General features: G+C 61.0%; 21 protein-coding genes, 3 tRNA genes and 1 pseudogene. 7 read left to right on the top strand and 18 right to left on the bottom strand.

What is annotated here, in order from left to right:
- Window positions 1–22: 22 nt before the first annotated feature.
- From VC352_RS18105 to dksA, 4 genes are all read right to left on the bottom strand, one after another.
- The gene (locus tag VC352_RS18105; RefSeq protein WP_322980913.1) at window positions 23–2,977 is read right to left on the bottom strand and encodes a sensor histidine kinase; all 2,955 of its coding nucleotides are present in this window, start codon (window positions 2,975–2,977) and stop codon (window positions 23–25) included.
- Entirely contained in the window at window positions 2,961–3,137 is a 177-nt protein-coding gene (locus VC352_RS18100) for a hypothetical protein (RefSeq protein ID WP_003244646.1), read from the bottom strand. The genes VC352_RS18105 and VC352_RS18100 overlap by 17 nt, the downstream gene beginning before the upstream one ends.
- A gap of 317 nt (window positions 3,138–3,454) precedes the next feature.
- Complete coding sequence (gene gluQRS / locus VC352_RS18095) at window positions 3,455–4,339, bottom strand: tRNA glutamyl-Q(34) synthetase GluQRS (RefSeq protein WP_322980912.1); 885 nt, start codon at window positions 4,337–4,339, stop codon at window positions 3,455–3,457.
- 82 nt (window positions 4,340–4,421) lie between these two features.
- On the bottom strand, window positions 4,422–4,868 hold the full coding sequence (gene dksA, locus VC352_RS18090; protein WP_322980911.1) for an RNA polymerase-binding protein DksA: 447 nt from the start codon (window positions 4,866–4,868) through the stop codon (window positions 4,422–4,424).
- A gap of 289 nt (window positions 4,869–5,157) precedes the next feature.
- Here dksA and VC352_RS18085 point away from each other — a divergent pair, with 289 nt between their 5' ends.
- The 4 genes from VC352_RS18085 (at window position 5,158) to VC352_RS18070 (ending at window position 10,151) form a co-directional block, all read left to right on the top strand.
- Window positions 5,158–6,339 (top strand): pyridoxal phosphate-dependent aminotransferase, encoded by a 1,182-nt coding sequence (locus VC352_RS18085; RefSeq protein ID WP_322981013.1) that lies wholly within the window; start codon window positions 5,158–5,160, stop codon window positions 6,337–6,339.
- A complete protein-coding gene (sfsA, locus tag VC352_RS18080) occupies window positions 6,329–7,036 on the top strand; it encodes a DNA/RNA nuclease SfsA (RefSeq protein ID WP_322980910.1) in 708 nt (235 codons plus the stop codon). Before VC352_RS18085 ends, sfsA begins: the two co-directional genes overlap by 11 nt.
- 117 nt (window positions 7,037–7,153) lie before the next feature.
- Window positions 7,154–9,070: a bifunctional UDP-sugar hydrolase/5'-nucleotidase gene (locus VC352_RS18075; RefSeq protein ID WP_322980909.1), complete on the top strand. Its 1,917-nt coding sequence runs from the start codon at window positions 7,154–7,156 to the stop codon at window positions 9,068–9,070.
- 166 nt (window positions 9,071–9,236) lie between these two features.
- Window positions 9,237–10,151: a DMT family transporter gene (locus VC352_RS18070; RefSeq protein WP_322980908.1), complete on the top strand. Its 915-nt coding sequence runs from the start codon at window positions 9,237–9,239 to the stop codon at window positions 10,149–10,151.
- A gap of 77 nt (window positions 10,152–10,228) precedes the next feature.
- Here VC352_RS18070 and VC352_RS18065 read toward each other — a convergent pair whose 3' ends face one another.
- Together VC352_RS18065 and VC352_RS18060 are read right to left on the bottom strand one after the other, a co-directional pair.
- Window positions 10,229–10,675 (bottom strand): hypothetical protein, encoded by a 447-nt coding sequence (locus VC352_RS18065; RefSeq protein ID WP_322980907.1) that lies wholly within the window; start codon window positions 10,673–10,675, stop codon window positions 10,229–10,231.
- Window positions 10,676–10,701: 26 nt separating this feature from the next.
- The gene (locus tag VC352_RS18060; RefSeq protein ID WP_322980906.1) at window positions 10,702–10,866 is read right to left on the bottom strand and encodes a hypothetical protein; all 165 of its coding nucleotides are present in this window, start codon (window positions 10,864–10,866) and stop codon (window positions 10,702–10,704) included.
- A 141-nt stretch (window positions 10,867–11,007) separates the two neighbouring features.
- On the opposite strand from VC352_RS18060, the gene VC352_RS18055 reads away from it, so the two are divergent.
- On the top strand, window positions 11,008–11,361 hold the full coding sequence (locus VC352_RS18055) for an excalibur calcium-binding domain-containing protein (protein WP_322980905.1): 354 nt from the start codon (window positions 11,008–11,010) through the stop codon (window positions 11,359–11,361).
- Between the two features lie 5 nt (window positions 11,362–11,366).
- On the opposite strand, the gene VC352_RS18050 is transcribed toward VC352_RS18055, so the two are convergent.
- Window positions 11,367–11,576, bottom strand: a complete 210-nt coding sequence (locus VC352_RS18050; protein ID WP_322981016.1) for a hypothetical protein — start codon at window positions 11,574–11,576, stop codon at window positions 11,367–11,369.
- A 220-nt stretch (window positions 11,577–11,796) separates the two neighbouring features.
- On the opposite strand from VC352_RS18050, the gene VC352_RS18045 reads away from it, so the two are divergent.
- Both VC352_RS18045 and VC352_RS18040 read left to right on the top strand, forming a co-directional pair.
- Window positions 11,797–11,873: transfer RNA gene (locus VC352_RS18045), tRNA-Met, on the top strand.
- A gap of 94 nt (window positions 11,874–11,967) precedes the next feature.
- Complete coding sequence (locus tag VC352_RS18040) at window positions 11,968–12,543, top strand: hypothetical protein (protein ID WP_322980904.1); 576 nt, start codon at window positions 11,968–11,970, stop codon at window positions 12,541–12,543.
- Between the two features lie 105 nt (window positions 12,544–12,648).
- Here VC352_RS18040 and VC352_RS18035 read toward each other — a convergent pair whose 3' ends face one another.
- The 11 genes and pseudogenes from VC352_RS18035 to VC352_RS17990 all read right to left on the bottom strand — a co-directional run bounded on the left by VC352_RS18035 (window position 12,649) and on the right by VC352_RS17990 (window position 20,952).
- The gene (locus tag VC352_RS18035) at window positions 12,649–12,954 is read right to left on the bottom strand and encodes a HigA family addiction module antitoxin (RefSeq protein WP_322980903.1); all 306 of its coding nucleotides are present in this window, start codon (window positions 12,952–12,954) and stop codon (window positions 12,649–12,651) included.
- A gap of 12 nt (window positions 12,955–12,966) precedes the next feature.
- On the bottom strand, window positions 12,967–13,245 hold the full coding sequence (locus VC352_RS18030) for a type II toxin-antitoxin system RelE/ParE family toxin (protein ID WP_090426965.1): 279 nt from the start codon (window positions 13,243–13,245) through the stop codon (window positions 12,967–12,969).
- A 106-nt stretch (window positions 13,246–13,351) separates the two neighbouring features.
- Window positions 13,352–13,852, bottom strand: a complete 501-nt coding sequence (locus tag VC352_RS18025; protein WP_322980902.1) for a Bro-N domain-containing protein — start codon at window positions 13,850–13,852, stop codon at window positions 13,352–13,354.
- Window positions 13,853–14,878: 1,026 nt separating this feature from the next.
- Window positions 14,879–15,334 (bottom strand): annotated as a pseudogene (locus VC352_RS25525) (RloB family protein); the annotation flags it as partial.
- 193 nt (window positions 15,335–15,527) lie between these two features.
- Window positions 15,528–16,886 (bottom strand): ATP-binding protein, encoded by a 1,359-nt coding sequence (locus tag VC352_RS18020; protein ID WP_322980901.1) that lies wholly within the window; start codon window positions 16,884–16,886, stop codon window positions 15,528–15,530.
- A gap of 385 nt (window positions 16,887–17,271) precedes the next feature.
- Window positions 17,272–18,372 carry a redox-regulated ATPase YchF gene (ychF, locus tag VC352_RS18015; protein ID WP_322980900.1) on the bottom strand — a complete coding sequence of 367 codons (1,101 nt, stop codon included), beginning with the start codon at window positions 18,370–18,372 and terminating at the stop codon, window positions 17,272–17,274.
- A 24-nt stretch (window positions 18,373–18,396) separates the two neighbouring features.
- Window positions 18,397–18,987 (bottom strand): aminoacyl-tRNA hydrolase, encoded by a 591-nt coding sequence (gene pth, locus VC352_RS18010; protein WP_322980899.1) that lies wholly within the window; start codon window positions 18,985–18,987, stop codon window positions 18,397–18,399.
- A gap of 60 nt (window positions 18,988–19,047) precedes the next feature.
- Window positions 19,048–19,653, bottom strand: a complete 606-nt coding sequence (locus tag VC352_RS18005; protein ID WP_322980898.1) for a 50S ribosomal protein L25/general stress protein Ctc — start codon at window positions 19,651–19,653, stop codon at window positions 19,048–19,050.
- A 106-nt stretch (window positions 19,654–19,759) separates the two neighbouring features.
- Window positions 19,760–20,701 carry a ribose-phosphate pyrophosphokinase gene (locus tag VC352_RS18000; protein ID WP_322980897.1) on the bottom strand — a complete coding sequence of 314 codons (942 nt, stop codon included), beginning with the start codon at window positions 20,699–20,701 and terminating at the stop codon, window positions 19,760–19,762.
- Window positions 20,702–20,746: 45 nt separating this feature from the next.
- Window positions 20,747–20,821: transfer RNA gene (locus VC352_RS17995), tRNA-Gln, on the bottom strand.
- 56 nt (window positions 20,822–20,877) lie between these two features.
- Window positions 20,878–20,952, bottom strand: a tRNA-Gln gene (locus VC352_RS17990).
- Window positions 20,953–20,976: the final 24 nt, after the last annotated feature.

Below are 20,976 nucleotides of genomic sequence, written 5' to 3'. Positions count from 1 at the left end.
CGGTAACACCTTCTTTCGCTGTTCACATCGCTACGGACGTCGCCTCGACATGCCTCGGCAGGGTGACCCTGAACCGAGTGCCCAGTTGGCGCTCGGTGTCGGCCGGGCTGTCGATTGTTATCTGTCCATAATGCTCTTCCACGATCGAATAGACCAGCGCGAGGCCCAGCCCTGTCCCTTCACCTGGTTCCTTGGTGGTGAAGAAGGGCTCGAACAGGCGGTCGATGATCGCCTTGGGGATCCCGCTGCCTTCGTCTTCGACGATCAGGTCGACGGTGTGCTCGCTGGCCTCGCTACGCACGCGAATCGCGCCGCCGGGTGGCGAGGCATCACGGGCGTTGGACAGCAGGTTGATCAGCACCTGGGCCAGGCGTTGTGGGTCGCCATAGGCCCAGTGCTGCGGGTCGCACAGGTTGTAGAACTGGATATCGAAGTTGCGTTTGTTCAGCGACAGCAGGCCGATGGCATCCTGCGCCACATCGGCCAGGCACACCGGCTCGTCGTTGCGCTGGTGGCTGCCGGAGTGGGCGAAGCTCATCAGTGACTGGACGATGCGCGACACACGCTTGGTCTGCTCGAGGATCTGGCCGCTGATCTCGGTCAGCTCGCCGTCGTTCTCGCGTTCCTCGCGCAGGTTCTGCGCCAGGCAGGCGATGCCGGTGATGGGGTTGCCGATCTCGTGCGCCACGCCGGCAGCCAGGCGACCAATGGAGGCCAGGCGCTCGGAGTGCACCAGCTTGTCTTCGAGCATCTGGGTGTCGGTCTGATCTTCGACCAGCAGCACCAGGCCGCTGTTACCGGTCGCCAGGGGCTCGTCGATGGCCGCCTTGTGCAGATTGAGCCAGCGGATCTGCCCGTCGAGCGCCAGATGTTGCTTGTGCAGGTGCTGATCCGGGCGTTCGATGAAGTCCTGCAGCAGGCTCTGCCACGGCTCGGTCAGGGTGCTCAGGCGCGAGCCGACGATGCGTTGGGCGGGGATGTCGGTGAGTTCTTCCATGGCCCGGTTCCACATCAGGATCTCCTGATCCTTGGCCAGCGAGCACACGCCCATCGGCAGTTCCTGCAGGGTCTGCCGATGGTAGCGGCGCAGCGCGTCGAGCTCGGCGGCCAGGCCGGTGAGGCGCGACTGGTAGTCCTCCAGGCGGCTTTCGATGAAGTGGATGTCCTCGGTGACATAACCTTCGCTGCCGGACTTGTAGGGCAGGAAGGTCTCGACGATGTCCTGCGCCACGCTCGGCCCCATCAGGCCGGAGAGGTTGGCCTCGATGCGGTCACGCAGGCGGCGTAGGGCATAGGGGCGGCCTTCATCGAACGGCAGATGCAGGTCGCGCAGGGCTTGTTCCACCTCGCGTTGGGCGGTCTTGGCGCCCAGCGGCTTGGCCAGTTGCGCGGCGAACTCCTGCGGCGTCGCGGCGACCAGCTCGCGCCGTTGTGGGCGACGTACGTTGTCCACGGCGCAGGCTTCGGCGGCGCTTTTTTCTTCCGGGCTGGCCTCGGTGAACAGCGACACCAGGGTGAACACCAGGACGTTGGCGGCCAGCGAGGCGATGGCTGCCAGGTGCCAACTGGCGTCGTCGAGCACGTAGATGACGTCGAACAGCGGCAGGTACAGGCCTTCCAGATTGCCCAGCAGCGGCAGCAGCATGGTCACCGCCCAGACCCCGATGCCCGCCAGCAGCCCGGCGAGGAAGCCACGACGATTGGCCGTCTGCCAATACAGCACCGAAAGCACGCCGGGCAGGAATTGCAGGGTGGCGACGAAGGCGACGATGCCCAGGTTGGCCAGATCCTGCTGTGCGCCGAGCAGCAGGTAGAAGCCGAAGCCCGCCATGATGATGGCGGCGATCAGCGCGCGGCGCGTCCACTTCAGCCAGCGGTAGATGTTGCCTTCGGCCGGCGGCTGGTACAGCGGCAGCACCAGATGGTTGAGCGCCATGCCGGACAACGCCAGGGTCGAGACGATGATCAGGCCGCTCGACGCCGACAAGCCGCCGACATAGGCGAGCAGGGCGAGGGTCTGGTTGTTCACCGCGATGCCCAGGCCGAGGGTGAAGTATTCCGGGTTGGTGGTAGCCCCCAGCTTGAGGCCGGCCCAGAGGATCAGCGGCACGGCCAGGCTCATCAGCAGCAGGAACAGTGGCAGGCCCCAACTGGCGCTGACCATGGCGCGCGGGTTGAGGTTCTCGGTGAAGGTCATGTGGTACATGTGCGGCATGACGATGGCCGAGGCGAAGAACACCAGCAGCAGCGTGCGCCAGGGGCCTTCCTGCAGCGGCGTGTGCAGGGTCGACAGCGCTTCCTGGTTCTGCACCAGCCAGAGTTCCAGCTCATGCGGGCCGCCGAACACGCCATACAGCGCGTAGAGGCCGATGACACTGATGGCGATGAGCTTGACCAGCGACTCGAAGGCGATGGCGAATACCAGGCCCTCGTGCTTCTCGCGGGTGGCGATATGGCGCGCGCCGAAGAGGATGGTGAACAGGATGATCAGCGCACAGTAGCTCAGGGCGATCTTTTCCTGCAGTGGCTCGCGGGTGAGGATGCCCACCGAGTCGGCCACAGCCTGTATCTGCAGGGCGAGCAGGGGCAGTACGCCGATCAGCATGAACAGGGTGGTCAGCGCCCCGGCCCAGGTGCTGCGAAAGCGAAAGGCGAACAGATCGGCCAGCGACGACAACTGGTAGGTGCGGGTGATGCGCAGGATCGGGTAGAGCAGCACCGGGGCCAGCAGGAAGGCGCCGGACACCCCCAGGTAGCTGGCCAGGAAGCCATAGCCATATTGGTAGGCCAGGCCCACGGTGCCATAGAAGGCCCAGGCGCTGGCGTATACGCCCAGTGACAGGGTGTAGGTCAGCGGATGACGGATGATCCGCTGGGGAATCAGGCCGCGTTCGCTGACCCATGCCACCCCGAACAACGCCAGCAGATAGCCGGCGCTGATCAGGATCATTTCGCTCAGGCTAAAGCTCGTCAGCATCACGTTGGCTCTGCAGGATGAAGGTAACGACGATAAGGATCAGCCAGAGCAGGTAGGGCCGGTACCAGGCGCCGTTGGGGTCGATCCACCAGTCCATGATGGCCGGGGAGAACAGGTAGATCCCCACCACCAGGATCAGAACCAATCGGTAGATATACATGAGGCAACTCGTCGGAAGATGCGCCGATGGTAAAGGAAGCCGCGTAGTGCCGGCCACAGGCATGATGGCGGGAGTGGCGCACCGGTTATGCCAGCGGTGGCGTAGGGCGTACCGGGATGCCGACCGCTCGGAAGCAGTGCCGTAGGGCGTACTCGCGCAGCAGTACGCCGTAGCGGATTCTAAATGATGGTCGGTGCCAGGGAGGGTGTGTTTTTGGTGGGCGTGGTGCAAGCCTTGGCGTGTGGCGGACTGTTCGCTTCGCTCCTGAGTCCGCCCTACGTCTTGTGCCCTCGTTTCCGGATTGCCTCCGGGGACGGCTATTTCAACTGTGCTTCGGCCAGGGTGCGGTTGCGCGGGATGCGCGTGGCGTCCCAGTGGGCGATGCCCCAGGCCAGTAACTCGCCCGGCGTAGCACCTTGCAGGTCGGTCGGTGGCTGTTGGCCCAGCGCGCGTAGGGCGCGTAGCAGCAGCGGGCTGGCCTGGTCGGCCGGCAGTGGCGGTGAGCGGTAGCTCTTGCCCAGCTTGTGACCATCGGGCTGGATGATCAGCGGTACGTGCAGGTAACGCGGTTGCGGCAGGCCGAGCAATTCCTGCAGGTACAGCTGGCGCGGGGTGGAATCCAGCAGGTCGGCACCGCGTACCACATCGGTAACACCCTGCCAGGCATCGTCGAGTACCACGGCGAGCTGGTAAGCGAACAGGCCGTCACGGCGGCGGATCACGAAGTCACCGACCTCGCGGCCCAGGTGCTGGCGGAACTCGCTTTGCACGCGATCATTGAAGTGATAGTCCAGCTCAGGCACGCGCAGACGGATGGCTGCGTCATGATCCGGGTGGCAGGCGTTGCGGCAGAAACCGGGGTAGATGCCGGCGTAGCCTTCGAGCTGCTTGCGCGAGCAGATGCAGGCGTAGGCCAGGCCCTGGGCGAACAGGCGGGCGATCACCGCCGCATATTCGGCATGGCGTTCGCTCTGGCGCACCAGTTCGCCGTCCCATTCGAAGCCGTAGGTTTCCAGGGTGCGCAGGATGGCGTCTTGCGCACCGGGCATTTCCCGTGGCGGGTCGAGGTCTTCCATGCGCAGCAGCCAGCGGCCGCCAACAGCACGGGCATCGAGGTAGGAGGCGAGGGCCGCGACCAGCGAGCCGAAATGCAGATAGCCGCTGGGGGTGGGGGCGAAACGACCGATATAGGCGCTGTTCATCGGAGCAATATGGGGGCGGTGGGCAGCCACGGAGTCGGGCGAGCAGAAACGAAACGGGGCGCCTGAGCGCCCCGTCATCAGATCAGGAACCGATCTGCTTTTCCTTGATTTCCGCCAGTGTCTTGCAATCGATGCACAGGGTGGCGGTTGGGCGGGCTTCGAGGCGGCGGATGCCGATTTCCACGCCGCACGATTCGCACCAGCCGTAATCGTTGTCTTCGATCAGCTGCAGGGTCTCGTCGATCTTCTTGATCAGCTTGCGCTCGCGGTCACGGGCGCGCAGTTCCAGGCTGAATTCCTCTTCCTGGCTGGCACGGTCGGCCGGATCCGGGAAGTTGGCAGCTTCGTCCTGCATGTGGTGCACGGTGCGGTCGACTTCCTGCATCAGTTCCAGCTTCCACTTGTTGAGGATGCTGGTGAAGTGAGCGCGCATCGGGTCGCTCATGTATTCCTCGCCCTTCTTCTCTTGATAGGGCTCGAAACCACGAATCAGTTGGCTGGCGCTTTGTGCTTTATCTTTTGTCGGCATGGATGACGCCTCTCACTCTCTCGAATCCATTACGCAGGTGTTCCATGGCCAAGCGAATGTCGGCCCTGCGTCTGCAAGCGGGCGAACTTACCAGATCGAATCGGGGTGCGCCACTCCCGGTTGTCTATGCCGGCGCGGGGTTGTGAACGAAACCTGCATGGGCGCACGTTGCAAGCGCAGCGGCGGCGTCGCGAGGCCTTTCGCTGCCGCGATCAAGGGGCTCTGCCCCTTGCCGGGCGAGGCGCGTGCCCTGCTAGAATCCGCCGCTCGCAACCGTGAAGACAGACCCATGGCTCAGCTCTACAGTGCGCGCAGTCGCGCCATCGAACCCTTCCACGTGATGGCCTTGCTGGCGCGTGCCAACGAGCTGCAGGCGGCCGGCCACGACGTCATCCACCTGGAGATCGGCGAGCCGGACTTCACCACCGCCGAGCCGATCATTCGTGCCGGCCAGGCCGCGCTGGCCGCTGGGCACACCCGCTACACCGCCGCGCGCGGCCTGCCGCAGCTGCGCGAAGCCATCGCCGGCTTCTATGCCGAACGTTACCGGTTGAACATCGATCCGCAGCGCATCCTGGTTACGCCGGGCGGCTCCGGCGCGTTGCTGCTGGCCGCCAGCCTGCTGGTCGATCCGGGCAAACACTGGCTGCTGGCCGACCCGGGTTACCCGTGCAATCGCCACTTCCTGCGCCTGGTCGAAGGCGCCGCGCAACTGGTGCCGGTCGGCCCGGAGGTGCGTTACCAGCTCACCCCGCAACTGGTCGAGCGGCATTGGGATGCCGGCAGCGTCGGCGCCCTGGTCGCCTCGCCGGCCAACCCCACCGGCACCCTGCTGCACAAGGATGAACTGGCGGCGCTGTCGACCTGCCTCAAGCAGCGCGGCGGCCACCTGGTGGTGGACGAGATCTACCACGGCCTGACCTACGGCTGCGACGCACCGAGTGTGCTGGAAGTGGACGACGACGCCTTCGTCCTCAACAGCTTCTCCAAATATTTCGGCATGACCGGCTGGCGCCTGGGCTGGCTGGTGGCGCCCGAGGCGGCGGTGCCGGAGCTGGAGAAGCTGGCGCAGAACCTTTACATCAGCGCGCCGAGCATGGCCCAGCACGCCGCGCTGGCCTGCTTCGAGCCGGCCACGCTGGCGATCCTCGAAGAGCGTCGCCACGAATTTCAGCGCCGCCGCGATTACCTGCTGCCGGCGTTGCGCGAGCTGGGCTTCGGCATCGCCGTGGAGCCTGAAGGCGCCTTCTATTTATATGCAGACATCAGCGCCTTCGGCGGCGACGCCTTCGCCTTCTGCCGGCACTTCATCGAAACCGAGCACGTGGCCTTCACCCCGGGCCTGGATTTCGGCCGCTACCAGGCCGGGCATCATGTGCGCTTCGCCTACACGCAGAACGTCGAGCGCCTGCAGCAAGCCGTCGAGCGTATCGCTCGTGGCCTGAAAAGCTGGAAGCCCGATGCGCTTTGATCCGCCGCTGGAAGAGGGGCGCCTGCTGCGCCGCTACAAGCGCTTTCTCGCCGATATCGAGACGGCCAGCGGTGAGCTGATGACCCTTCACTGCGCCAACACCGGCTCGATGCTCAATTGCATGAGCGAGGGTTGCCGGGTCTGGTTCAGCCGCAGCAACGACCCCAAGCGCAAGCTGCCGGGCAGTTGGGAAATCAGCGAGACCCCGCAGGGGCGCCTGGCCTGCATCAACACCGCGCGGGCCAACGCACTGGTGGAGGAGGCGCTGCGCGCCGGGCTGATCAGCGAACTGACCGGTTTCACCGCGCTCAAGCGCGAGGTGCCCTACGGCGTCGAGAACAGCCGCGCCGACTTTCGCCTGGATTACCCCGACGGGCCGGTCTTCGTCGAGGTCAAGAGCGTCACCCTGGGCTTCGACGACAGCGATGTCGCGGCCTTTCCCGACGCCGTGACCCAGCGCGGCGCCAAGCACCTGCGCGAACTGGCGGCGCTGGCGCGGGCCGGCGTGCGCACCGTGCAGCTGTATTGCGTGAACCTTTCCGGCATCCGCGCCGTGCGTGCCGCCGAGGAGATCGACCCGGCCTACGCCGCCGGCCTGCGCGAGGCCAAGGCAGCGGGCGTGGAGGTGCTGGCCTACGGCGCCGAGCTGAGCCCGCAGGGCATCATCCTGACCCACCGGCTGGACGTGCTGGGCTGAACCGCCCGGACATTGAACGCCCCTGACCCGATTGGCCACATCCCGCGGCACGATCCGTCACTGCCCGCCTGAAGGGGCTGCTCCATACTGCCGCGCAGTCATCTCCAGGGATCGTCCATGCGCCTTCTTCCTCTTCTGCTGCTCAGTGGCCTGTTGGTCAGCAGCGCGGCCACCGCTGCCGAGCGCAGCTTCACCTTGCTCCACACCAACGACTGGCAGTCGCGCCTGCTCGGCTTCAGCCCCAACAGCGAGTACACCCCGGCGACCACGGGTGACGACGATACGGTCGGTGGCGTGGCGCGCCTGGCCACGCTGCTCGCCCAGCGCCGTGCCGCTGCCGGTAACGAACCGCTGCTGTTGCTCGATGCCGGTGACTTCACCATGGGCACGCTGTTCCACACCCTCGCGCGGGAAACCGGCAGCGAGCTGCAACTGCTCAGCGAACTGGGCTATGACGCCGTCACCCTGGGTAACCACGAATTCGACTTCCGCACGGCCGGGCTCGCCGCGATGATCAGCGCGGCGCACCAGGCCAAGGGCGATGCACTAGTGCCGCTGCTGGCCAGCAACATGCGCTTCTCGGCCGAGGACAGTGGCGACGACAGCCTGCAGGCGCACTCCGAGGCCGGGCGCATCCTGCCGTATCGATTGATCGAGCGTGGCGGCATCCGCTTCGGTGTGTTCGGCCTGCTCGGTAACGATGCCGTGGCAGTCAGCCCGATGACGGCACCGCTGACCTTCGCCGATCCGCTGGAAACGGCACGGGCCACGGTGGCCAAGCTGCGCGAGGAGGGCGCCGAGGTGGTCATCCTGCTGTCGCACATGGGCATCAGCCAGCAGGACGACAACAGTTGGCGCGGCGAAGATGTCGAGCTGCTTGAACAGGTACCGGGCATCGACGTGGTGATCGGTGGTCATTCTCATACCGCGCTGCCGCAGCCCATCCTGGTCGATGGCACCCGGCCCGTGGTGCAGGCCGGTTCGGAGATCCAGTACCTCGGCGAACTGCGCATGAGCATCGGCGAGGACGGCAAGGTGCGCATGCGCGACTATCGTCTGCTACCGGTCGATGACCGTACGCCTGGCGACCCCGACATCACCGCGCAGGTCGAGGGCTTCAAGGCGCAGGTCGAGGCGCGCGTGCTGGCGCCGCGTGGCTATCGCTTCGATCAGCCGCTAGCCAAGGTCGACCAGCGCCTGGGCCGCGATTTCAGCGAGCAGGCCCTGGCCAACCTGGTCACCGATGCTCTGCGCAGCTCGGTCGGTGCCGACCTGGCCTTCACCGGCAATGGCACCCTGCGTGACGACCTGATCAAGGGGCGCTACGGCGTGCAGAGCGTTTCCGACCTGTTTCGTATCGCCCCGCTGGGCATTGGCCAGTTCGATGACGAGCCCGGCTACCCGATGATCAAGGCCTACCTCAGCGCACGTGAAATCAAGAACCTGCTGGAAGTGCTGCTGCTCGCCTACCACCTGCGCAGCGACAGCTATTACCCGCGTGTCTCGGGGTTGCGCTTCAGCTACAACCCCTGGCGCGTGCCGTTCGACCGCGTCAGCCGCATCGAGATCGGCGATGCCGAGCGCGGCTACCGTGAGCTGGCGCTGGACGACACGCGCCTGTACAGCATTGCCGCCACTAGTTACGTGGGCAGCTTCACCTGGCTGGTGCCGGAGCTGACCAAGGGGCTGCTCGACCTGGTGCCCAAGGATGCCGAGGGGCGGCCGCTGGCGCGCATCGAAGACGCCATCGTCGACCAGGATCCGGCGCGCGACGGCGTGCAGGAACTCAAGGAATGGCAGGCGCTGCTCGACCATATCCGTCGTCTGCCGGACGTGGACGGCGATGGCCTGGCCGATATCCCCACCACCGGCGCTGCTGCCGAGGCGCGCATGCTGCGGGTGCCAAGCCTGCAACCGGCTGAGCTGTTACGCCTGGCCGGGCCGTTGCAGTGGGGCGTCAGTGCTGTGGTGCTGGTCGGTCTGCTACTGGTGCTTGGCTGGCTGGGGCGTTCCCTGCTGCGTCGTCGCCGATGAGGGGTGAGAGCCGGCGCGTACCGGTGCAACCTTGCCAAGCACAGATTGCCTCCGTATGGTGCAAAACCGCCTGATTCGGAAGCTAAGCAATGATTGCCCTGCACTGCCCGTGCATCGGCCGCACGCAGTCGGCCCATGACCACGCCAGCCTTTCGGGGCGTACCGCATGAGTACGCTCAACCATTCCCGCCCGCTGGCCTTCGGTGGCCTGCTGCTGGCCAACCTGTGCTGGTCCGGCAATGCCCTGGTGGCGCGCGCCTTCGCCGGTGAGATCGGCCCCTTCACCCTGTCGTTCTGGCGTTGGTGCCTGGCCCTGAGCCTGCTGCTGCCCTTCGTCGCCCTGCCGCTGTGGCGTCATCGCGCCGCGCTGGCCCATGCCGGCTGGCGCCTGCTGGTGCTCGGCGGCCTGGGCATCGCCGGCTACAACTCGCTGCTCTATAGCGCGGCGCAGACCACGGCGGCGATCAACATCTCGCTGGTCAACACCTGCCTGCCGCTGGTGACCTTTATCGGCGCCGGGTTGCTGCTCAACGAGTGGCCGGCGCGCCGTGCCTGGTGGGGCATGGCAGTGGCCGTGCTGGGCCTGGCGGTACTGATCAGCCAGGGCCAATGGAGCCGCCTGGCCAGCCTATCGTTCAACCACGGCGACATGATCATGCTGCTGGCGGTGGTGGACTGGGCGCTCTACTCGCTGCTACTGCGGCGCTGGTCGGCCTATCTGCAGCCGATTCCGCCCCTGGCGCTGCTGGGCGTGTTCATCCTGATCGGCGTGCCACTGATCCTGCCGTTCTACCTCTTTGAGCTGAGCCAGGGCGCGCACCTGGCGCTGAACGCGGCCAACCTCTCGGCCATCGCCTACACCGCCGTGTTCGCTTCGCTGCTGGCCTACCTGGCGTGGAACCATGGCATCAAGGTGGTGGGTGCCGCGCGTGCGGCGCTGACCAACTACGTCATGCCGGTCTTCACCGCGCTGCTGGGCTGGGTGCTGCTGGGCGAAAGCCTGCAGGTCTATCACTGGATCGGCGCCGCGTTGATCTTCGGCGGCCTGCTGTTGGCGACCCGCCCGCGCAAGAGCGTCTAGCAGTAGGGTGGATCACGCTTCACCGATCCACCTAGCCCATGCGGTGGATGAGAAAAGCGTCATCCACCCTACGCTTCTCACTCCGGCTTGAGCATCACGAAGGCTTCGCCGCCCTCACGATCATGCATGATGATGAACGGCTGACCGGCGATCAGCAGCTTCGCCGGCACGCTGCGTGGCACCTCGGTGCCGGCGCTTTCCGCCGCGGCGCTGAGCAGTTGCCGGGTCAGGCTGTCGTCCTGCTGGCTGTCGGTGGTGATCACGCACTCACGGCTGGTCTTCACCTGCAGGCCCAGGCTCTTGTCGGCATTGAAGCCGACCGTGGCGAAGCCCATGTCGGTCAGATCATCGATGCCATGCTGACGCGCCACGCTGTGCGCCTCGGCGAAGCTCGGCGCGGTTTTCAGGCAGATATCGCGGAAGGCCTGCACGGCCTTCGAGGTCACCGGTACCGGCGGCTGCGTGCCCATCCCGGCGCAGGCCGAGAGCAGGGTGACGCTGGTAAGCAGAGCAAGCTTCTTCATTGCATCGTCCTTAATGAAGGGAATGGTCAGGGCTGCTGGCAGAGATCAAGGCCAAGCAATTGCGAGGCCAGCCCCTTGGCCAGATAGGTTTCCACCACGCGACCGTCGGCGCACTCGGTCTTGTGACCGATCGCCACACCGACGGACAACAACACGAACAGGGCCAGGCCGATATTCTGGATGGACGTCATGACGGGGCTCTTGCGCGAAAGCGAACAGGCAGAATGAAGAGGCGGGCAGGGGATGGCAAGTGCGCCAGTGCGCAACTCTGGTCTTTTGCCGGGCGTCCAGTCGATACTGCCGGGCATCTTTCATGTGCAAGGGAATGTCTTATGAAAAAGTGGCTGATCATCCTTCTGCTCGGCGGTGCCTTTTGGCAGTTCTACCTGAGCAAGCCGGGGAGCCCACTGATCAGCAATATCGCCAGTGATGGCTCGCAAATGAGCGCCCCCGTCATTACCCAGCCCACGTCATCCTCATTCTCGCGTGAAGGCCGCAGCGCTTCGTCTTCGCTCGGCCAGCCAGCGGCACAAACTGCCGGCAGCCGCTACCGCTGCGATGGCCGCACCCACTGCTCGCAGATGACGTCATGCGCCGAAGCCACTTTCTTCCTGCGCAACTGTCCAGGTACGGCAATGGATGGCAACAACGATGGCGTGCCTTGTGAGCGGCAATGGTGCCGGTGAGTGGCTCAGGGCAGCGTGATGGCCAGGCTGCTGAGCGCGATACGGGCAATGACCAACCAGGCAATCGCACTGATGATTCCCAGCACGCTATAACCGACCACGATGCCCAACGCGATCTGCTTCCACAGCCCGGCGAAGCGGTTCGCCTCGTACCGCTGGCGCATCGGCATATCGCGCTCCGCGCGCAGGTCATCGAAGTCGTCTCTGTCTCTCACTGTAGTCTCCAGGGCCTTGGGGCCTGAGCGGGGTAGGGCGGGGCGCTATTTTCTGGTATCGCCAGAGCGCGATACAAGCCGTACGTCTGCGTGAAAATCGTCTGGCGTGGGCCTGACACCCCCCATCCGCGTGCGACGACCTAACCGCTTGATAAAACGTAAATTTATCGATGATCTGGGGTTGACAGCGGTAGACGAGACGCGGACAATGCGCGCCGTTGGCTACATAGCTCAGTCGGTTAGAGCGCAGCATTCATAATGCTGATGTCCCAGGTTCAAGTCCCGGTGTAGCCACCATAAATTCCAAGGGGTTAGCTCAAGCTAACCCCTTTTTTGTTTCTGTCGCAGGTGACTACCTGGCGCCAGCAGCTTTTCAGAAAGCAGGATGCTTATGAGACTTCTAAAGCCCATCTTCTTGGCCGTTGTCTTGTTTGGAGCTGGAAAGCTCCTGTTCTCCCAGCTACCGCTGCATTATCAAAACGCGGTTATCGACTGGTATGGCCGCTTGGGCACCCCAACCTATGCCGAATCGCCCGACCATTTTTCCGCGCGCGACCAAAATGCCGTCATCAGTGAAAACCAGGCGCGTAGCCACAAGTTGAAATGCTATGGCAACCTGGGCCCGGCAGAACGCATTACCGCGCAGAATGACTATCTGTGCTCCGCTCACATCAGCAATGCCTATGACAACATTCCGGCCCGGCTGGTGACGTTCTTCTTTACCCAAAAGAAATTGAGCAACGTACGCATCGAGTTCGCGGACGGCAGCTTTGATCAGTTGCAAGACTACCTTGCGAGGAAGCTGGCTGATTACCAACGGCTGGATCAGCTGCCAGGCGTGAGATTTGGCACCGATGCCTTTGGGAAGAAGCTAGTCGTGTGGCGAGTGCAGCATGGCTACATTACAGCCCAAGCTGAGGCAACACCGGGGCAGAATCCAATCATTCTGTGGACTGCTTATAAGTGAAGCTTTGCAGCGAGATGCCTGGCGTTTGTGATGCGGGCCCATGCGAAATTTGATGGCCTCGATGTGGGCCAGCGAAGCGAGCCGCAACTGTATTTGCCGGATTGGTCAGCTTGCTATCTGTAGTGGCTCAATGGTCTGCTCGATGGCTGCGCCAGACTCGGCGTACGTGGTCGCCAAGGCATACTCAGTCTGCAAGTTCATCCAGAATTGAGCTGAGGTGTCGAAGTAGCGGCCTAGCCGAATCGCCGTATCGGCGGTAATGCCACGCCGCTCCCGCACGATGTCATTGATGGTTGGCGCCGACACATGCAGAGCACGAGCCAGTGCGGCTGGGGTCATGCCCAGCGGTTCAAGGAACTCTTCGCGTAGCACTTCGCCAGGGTGAACGGGGCGCATGCCGTTGATAGCCATGTTGCCACCTCCTCAGTGGTAATCGACGATTTCGACTTGTGTAGGGCCAGCGGCAGTCCACACAAAGCAGATTCGCCATTGATCGTTGATTCGGATGCTGTGTTGATCTGCCCGATTGCCCTGTAGCTGCTCCAGCCGGTTGCCCGGTGGAGAGCGGAGGTCGCGCAGCTCAACGGCTGCATTCAGCATCGTCAGCTTCCGCGTGGCCACATTGAGAATATTGGCCCAGCGTCTGGAGCTTCCTGACTCAAACAGAGCCTGGGTTTCTGCGCATCTGAAACTCAGGATCATGCGTTAATCCTTAACGTTAAGCGTTAGTTTGATCATACGCGCCAGCCATCATCCGACACCAGCGCTTTTTATCTGTGATGGTTTTCCACGCCGGGCGCGTTGGCCATCAGCGCCACCAGTGGTGGAGCAGAGCGCGCAACGAGCGTTCGCCGGGGGCGGGCGGCGGGGCGAAGCGGGGCATATCGCGCAGCGCGATCCACAGGTCGCCTTGCCATTCCAGCAGGCTGATGCGCTGGCGATCCCAGGCCATCAGCGTGCGTTTGGGTTCCTGCGCGCGATGCTCCCAGGCGTCGCGCAGGGCGGGCAGGGCTTCGTGAGTGAGCCAGCGGCGCAGGTGGCGATTCTCGGGATGGCTGAAACGACAGAGGGCGCGGTAAAGCGCGGATTCGCTGAGCACCTGTATAGGCTCTGCATTGCCCTGGTGAGTATGGAAGATCACCGTGCGTACCTGGTCGTCATCCATCAGCCGGCAGATTCGCTCCGGGTGGCGGTGCCCCATCAACAGGCCAAACTCCTTGGCGCAAACCCAGGGCTGGCGGTCGATCATCACGCCACGCAGCGGGCGGTTGTGCCGCATCAGCAGCAAGGGGACATAGCTTTCTTCCATAAAGGCCTCCATGGATTCAGGCAGGCGCGCGTCTTCGCTGGTTGGAGACATGGCAAGTGCTGAGCCGGCAGTGACTTGATGCAGAACTGCACGCGGAAGCTCGGCACATAAGACCGTTCCGTAACAAAGTCCCTATAATCGGGGAGCACCTGAATGGCTGTGGGATATGCCAAGCGATCGGGTGGAATAATACCACTATCTGTCGATTGTGGAATATTTCAACAGTCTATTGTTAAGACCTTTATGGAATCAACCCACGATAGAGTCCGGCTTTTTCTGTCTAAGATCGGCCACCGCGAGGTCAGTGAAGCCACTGGCATCAAGGAGGAGCGCTGCAAGACGATCAGGTACGACAAGCGAGCGCATCTGAGAACAAGCGAGCTGGACTTGATGGCAGAGCGCTATCCTGAATACTCTCTGTGGCTGAGAACGGGGCGGGTCGATCCTGCCAATGGCGAGATAAGACCTGACAGCGAATAGACCAGTCGGGATCTCTCCAATCTAAATGCCAGGTAGATATTACACAGGATGCGGCTAAGCGCTGGGGCGTCCGTAAGCAGCTCAAGGATGGCAAGCAATGATCACTCTCCAAACCCTCGAAAAGCTCCCTCGCAGTAAAGCCCTAGCCTATTCAATTGGGGCTGGCGGGGCTTTAAGTGCCTTAACTTATGTAGGACTGAAATTCTACGAGAATAACGATGCCGGCTTTTTATCCGTTGCATGTTTAGTCTCTGCTATTTGGTTAAGCCCTTTATATCGAAGCACTGGAATCCGCTGCTAGGTGTGAAGCAGCTCTATCTATTCGATTGGCCTGTCGTGGCTGAGTTGGCTTGGTTCATGACCATCCACGTGCCTCAGTTGGGCCACAAACTACTGATCGGCGTGTGCGTGGCTATTTTTTCGACCGCCGCAGCGGTATCGGCGCGTAGAAAACGGGGGAGGGATTAGTAGCTTGAGTGGTGGCTGCTTGGTAGGGCATACAATTAATCGTGGTCTGTGCCCGATTGTTCTTGTTCAAAAGTGATGTTACCCGCACTTTCCATTTTGTATTATTTTTAATACTAAGTGCCCTACACTGGTCGAGGGCCTGCCATTGGGGCATCCTTCGGCAACTCTCGCCTCAAGTAGTTTTTCAGCGCGTCGAAATGCATCTGGAAAATAATCCTTTATTTTCGGAAAGTTTATTATGGCTCCATCGTCGTGGTTGTAGCCCTCCATAACCTCTGAGAGACGTCTTTGAACCTCATGTCGACCAGCCTGTGAGCCAAAATCTTCAATATGAAGGAGAGGCCATATCTCAAAGCAAGGATCAGAAAAAGCAACATCGATGCGGTTATCTCGAGCCATGACAAAGGCTTCATCAATTCTAGGGTGCTCGTCTCTATCAAAAACCGCCCAGACCCTAAAGCAAGAGTCAAAGCTGTCTGGTGACTTTCTACAGCGCTTCAGAAGTTCGTCGCGGATTCTTACAGCCTCAGAAACTAAAGTGAACGGAGCCCCCGGCGCCCGGAACTACTTTAAGGCGCACCAAGCCAGCACCGTACTCTTGGACGCAAGCAAAGAAGTACTCTGGCTCTGTATTCTCACCTTCGCAAACTATATAAAGCTCAACCTTCGGCGGTCGTTTCGGTGCAGGGCGAGTAAGTGATCTGGGCGCTGGCATGCGTCGCATATACTATTCCTTATTTTTATAGCGCTCAGTTTCTGCACGGGTATAGTCGTTACCGAATAGGCTGAACAATGGAACCGCGCCAAAACGACCCTCTATATAACCTCGCTCAAAATTATCTTCCTTTCTTACTTTTATGTCTGAAAGAGAATAAATGTGCGTGATCCCAGAGTTGTCTTTTTCAGCGAACCAAAACTGATCCCGTCTAAGAAGGCCTGCGGAAAGCATATTCGTGTCGTGAGTTGAGGAGATTAATTGGGCTCCCTTAGGGTTTGTTTTACGTGAGGAGAACAATTTTACAAGTTCTTTTGATACAAGCGGGTGTAGGTAGGTGTTTAATTCGTCAATGATAAGAATTCCGCCATCATTCAATACTTGAAAAACTGGCCCGAGTATTTGGAGTAGAGCTAAAGTGCCTGAGCTTTCATTTTGAAGCTTTATGGAATATTTCTTGCCATCATTGCCATGATGAAAAAACTCAACCTGGATGCGCTCTTTTTCGCTGAGTCCAATTGTAGGGGTCTCAGCGTATTTGGAAAGTAGTTGGTCAAGTTCATCTAGCATCTTCTTGGCATCTTCTTCATAAGGAACCTTTGAGAAGTCCATGCTAGATATTCCAATATCTGCAGCTTTTAGGAATGAAAGTGCTTTTTCTCTTTTTTCATTGTCTTCGCTGAAATAGGCGAAGACTTGAGAGCCAATATATTCGGCGTTCTCGCTGCGGTGCATTCTGCTCATTATTTTCTCAGAAAAATAATCGTATATCTGAGAAAGTTGTGGGTGGGAGTTTTGAGCAGCAGAAGATAGGAAGAGTACATTGTCTCTTGTTAGTCTTGAAATCTGTTTATTCTCGCCCTTGAGAGACTTTCCGAAATAGTATTCTTCACTTTCCGTATGATCTCTATGAAAAAGAACGCTCTTGACGCTTCTGGCAGCTTTTAATGGAAAAGAGTATAACCACTCGCTTGCAATTCGCTTTCCATCTACAGTGAATCCGTAATGATATCTTGTATCATCTATGGCGAAGTCTATGTCATAGCCAGCTGGAGACTTCTTGGATTCTTCGTCGAGCATGAATGGGTTATAAGGGGTTCTAGAGCTCGATGCAGTTCGACGATGCGAGTACTTTATTGCATCTACTAAAAAGTCCAGTGCCTCTAGAAACGTAGATTTGCCAGAGGCATTGGCTCCATAAATTGCAGTTACAGGAACAACCTTGATCTTAGCTTCAAGGTTTTCCGGAGCATCATCAAACCCAGGATATATAAGGCCCGTTTCGTCATCTTTCAACGACGATACGGTGAACTTTACCTCTTGGTAGTCCCTGATGGATCTGTGGTTGAAGACCCCAAAACGTAGCAGCATGGCGCGATACTCTAAGCGCAGAATTTGAAGGATTTTCGCATAAATCTGACGTAGAAGACATACCTGAGGGTGTGACACCTGTCAATTCATTGGTAGGCCGTTGGGCTATTTGGCTCAATGCACCCGTGCGAACCGTTGGGTCTGTAGCGGCGACTACATCAGCCTAGATTTCTGGTGAACATTGGTCTAGCAAGGGCGGGGTAGGGCTGGAGCCCCTGTTTTATGGGCTATCTGGCCTAGCGGGGCGGTTCGTAACGGATTCATAGTCTCTAGCCAGCCCAGCCCAGCCCAGCCCAGCCCCAGCCCCAGCCCCAGCAATTCCCCACCCCCAAAAACAACAAAACCCCGCTTTTGCGGGGTTCTGTTTATGCACTACCTACAACGATCAAACGTTAAAGCGGAAGTGCATCACGTCGCCGTCCTTGACGATGTAGTCCTTGCCTTCCAGGCGCCATTTGCCGGCTTCCTTGGCGCCGGCTTCGCCTTTGTTGGCGATGAAGTCGTCATAGGCGACCACTTCGGCGCGGATAAAGCCTTTCTCGAAGTCGGTGTGGATCACGGCGGCAGCCTGCGGGGCGGTGGCTCCGACGCGGACGGTCCAGGCGCGGACTTCCTTCACGCCTGCGGTGAAGTAGGTCTGCAGGTTGAGCAGGGAGTAACCGGCGCGGATCACGCGGTTCAGGCCCGGCTCTTCCATGCCCATGGTTTCGAGGAACATCTGCATCTCTTCCAGATCGTCCAGTTCGGCGATCTCGGCTTCGATCTTGTTGCACACCGGCACGACGATGGCGCCTTCTTCTTCGGCGATGGCTTTTACCACGTCGAGGTGCGGGTTGTTCTCGAAGCCGTCTTCGGCGACGTTGGCGATGTACATCACCGGCTTGGTGGTGAGCAGGTGGAAGGTCTTGGCCAGGCGCTTCTCGTCGTCACCCAGGTTCTTCAGCAGGCTGCGCGCCGGCTTGCCTTCGGTGAGGTGGGGGATGAGTTTTTCCAGCAGGTTCTTCTGCGCTACGGCTTCCTTGTCGCCGCCCTTGGCGGTGCGGGCGACGCGCTGCAGTTGTTTCTCGCAGCTGTCGAGGTCGGCCATGATCAGTTCGAGGTCGATGATCTCGATGTCACGCTTGGGGTCGACGCTGTTGGCAACGTGGATGACGTTCTCATCCTCGAAGCAGCGCACGACGTGGGCGATGGCGTCGGTTTCGCGGATGTTGGCTAGGAACTTGTTGCCCAGGCCTTCACCTTTTGACGCGCCCGCTACCAGGCCGGCGATGTCGACGAATTCCATGGTGGTGGGCAGTACGCGCTCGGGTTTGACGATCTCGGCCAGGGCGTCCAGGCGGGCGTCAGGCATGGGCACGATGCCGCTGTTCGGCTCGATGGTGCAGAAGGGGAAGTTTTCTGCGGCGATGCCGGATTTGGTGAGGGCGTTGAACAGGGTGGACTTGCCGACGTTGGGCAGGCCGACGATGCCGCAGTTGAATCCCATGGGGTGACCCTCGGTGAAAGGTGGTTACTGAGTGGCCTTTTGGCTATGCAGTTTGCGCATGGCCACGGTCCAGTCGCCGGCGAGTATTTCCGGCAGGACGTCCAAGGCGAAGTCGATGCTCTTGTCGAGCAGTTCCTGTTCGCTGCGTGGGGCGCGCCCGAGCACGAAGCCGGAGACCAGGCTGGCGTGCCCTGGGTGGCCGATGCCGAGCCGCAGGCGATGGAAGTTATTCTGGTTGCCGAGCTGGGCGATGATGTCGCGCAGGCCGTTGTGCCCGCCGTGGCCGCCGCCCTGTTTGAGCTTGGCGACGCCGGGTGGCATGTCGAGTTCGTCGTGGGCCACCAGGATCTCTTCGGGCTTGAGCTTGAAGAAATTGGCCAAGGCCGCCACGGATTGGCCGCTGCGGTTCATGTAGGTGGTGGGGATGAGCAGACGAACTTCGCGCCCCTGGTGGTTGAATTTGCCCACCAGGCCGAAATATTTGCGATCTACGGAGAGGTTGACGCGCTGGCTGGCCGCCACGCGCTCAACGAAAAGGGCCCCTGCATTGTGCCGGGTCTGGTCGTATTCGGGGCCGGGGTTACCCAGGCCAACGATCAGTTGTACGGCAGTCATACAGGAGCCCTTTCGAGAACATGGCCCGGCGTGATCGCATGCCGGGCCTGCAACTGACGATTACTCGGCAGCGCCTTCTTCGTCTTTAACGCGGCTGGCGTGGATGTTGGAGACAGCCAGGTCGTTACCGTGAGCCAGAGCAACCAGCTCTACGCCTTTCGGCAGCTTCAGGTCGGACATGTGGATGGTCTGGCCAACTTCTACGGCAGCCATGTCGACTTCGATGAATTCCGGCAGGTCTTTCGGCAGGCAGGAAACTTCGACTTCGCTGATGGTGTGGGAGATCTCGCCACCTTGCTGCTTCACGCCAACGGAGGAGGCTTCGTTGAGGAAGTGCAGGGGTACGTGGGCGGTCAGCTTCTGGCCGGCAACGACGCGCTGGAAGTCAGCGTGCAGGACGTAGCCTTTGGCCGGGTGGCGCTGCAGGGCCTTGATCACGACGCTTTCGTTGGTGCCGGCAACGTTCAGGTTCAGCACGTGGCTGAAGGCTGCTTCGTTTTCCAGCAGCTTGGCCAGGTCTTTGGCCAGCAGGCTGATCGATTGCGGGGCTTTCTCGCCACCGTAGATCACGGCAGGCACCATGGACACGTTACGACGCAGGCGGCGGCTCGCACCTTTCCCCAGGTCGGAACGCACTTCGGCATTCAGGGCAAATTCAACAGTCATTTCACTTCTCCAAAATAACCAAACCGCCTTGGGGCTTGCGACCAGCCTTGGGGCGGTAGGGAAAAAAGCCCCGCACGAGGCGGGGCAGTGTGATCAGGCCTGTTCCTTAGCGGAACATGGCGCTGATCGATTCTTCGTTGCTGATGCGGCGAACCGCTTCGGCGACGACCGGGGCGATGTCGAGCTGGCGAATGCGCGAGCAGGACTGCGCTGCAGCGGACAGCGGGATGGTGTTGGTCACCACCAGCTCGTCCAGCGAGGAATTCTCGATGTTCTCGATGGCGCGGCCGGACAGCACCGGGTGGGTGCAGTAGGCGTATACCTTGGCGGCGCCGCGATCCTTCAGTGCCTTGGCCGCGTGGCACAGGGTGCCGGCGGTGTCGACCATGTCGTCGACGAGGATGCAGGTACGGCCTTCGACGTCACCGATGATGTGCATGACTTCGGACTGGTTGGCCTTTTCGCGACGCTTGTCGATGATCGCCAGGTCGACGCCGAGGCTCTTGGCCACAGCACGGGCGCGTACTACGCCGCCGATGTCGGGGGAGACGATCATCAGGTTTTCGAAGCGCTGGTCTTCGATGTCGTCGACCAGTACCGGGGAACCGTAGATGTTGTCCACCGGGATGTCGAAGAAGCCCTGGATCTGGTCAGCGTGCAGGTCGACGGTCAGCACGCGGTCGATACCGACCACGGTGAGCATGTCGGCAACCACTTTGGCGCTGATCGCCACGCGAGCGGAACGCGGACGGCGATCCTGGCGGGCGTAACCGAAGTAGGGGATGACCGCAGTGATGCGGGTGGCCGAGGAACGACGGAAGGCATCGGCCATCACGACCAGTTCCATCAGGTTGTCGTTGGTGGGTGCACAGGTCGGCTGAATCAGGAAGACGTCCTTACCACGGACGTTCTCGTTGATTTCGATCATGACTTCGCCGTCGGAGAACTTACCGACCGAAGCATCGCCGAGGGGAATGTGCAGCTGACGAACGATCCGTCGCGCCAGATCGGGGTTTGCGTTCCCCGTGAAGACCATCATCTTGGACACGCGCAGTACCTGCCGGCTGGGGTATACCTGGATGGGTATGGAAAATGGCAGGGGCGGCTGGATTCGAACCAACGCATGGCAGGATCAAAACCTGCTGCCTTACCGCTTGGCGACGCCCCTATATTCTGTGTCGAATGTCGTGCGATCCGGTGTTCGATGCCTCCCGAGGGAGGTTATGGCAGGGGCGGCTGGATTCGAACCAACGCATGGCAGGATCAAAACCTGCTGCCTTACCGCTTGGCGACGCCCCTGTATCGTATAACCGAATGCTGAGC

The organism is Pseudomonas sp. C11 (genome assembly GCF_034683865.1).
Taxonomy (GTDB): domain Bacteria; phylum Pseudomonadota; class Gammaproteobacteria; order Pseudomonadales; family Pseudomonadaceae; genus Aquipseudomonas.
This window is presented reverse-complemented; position numbering and strand designations above follow the sequence as displayed.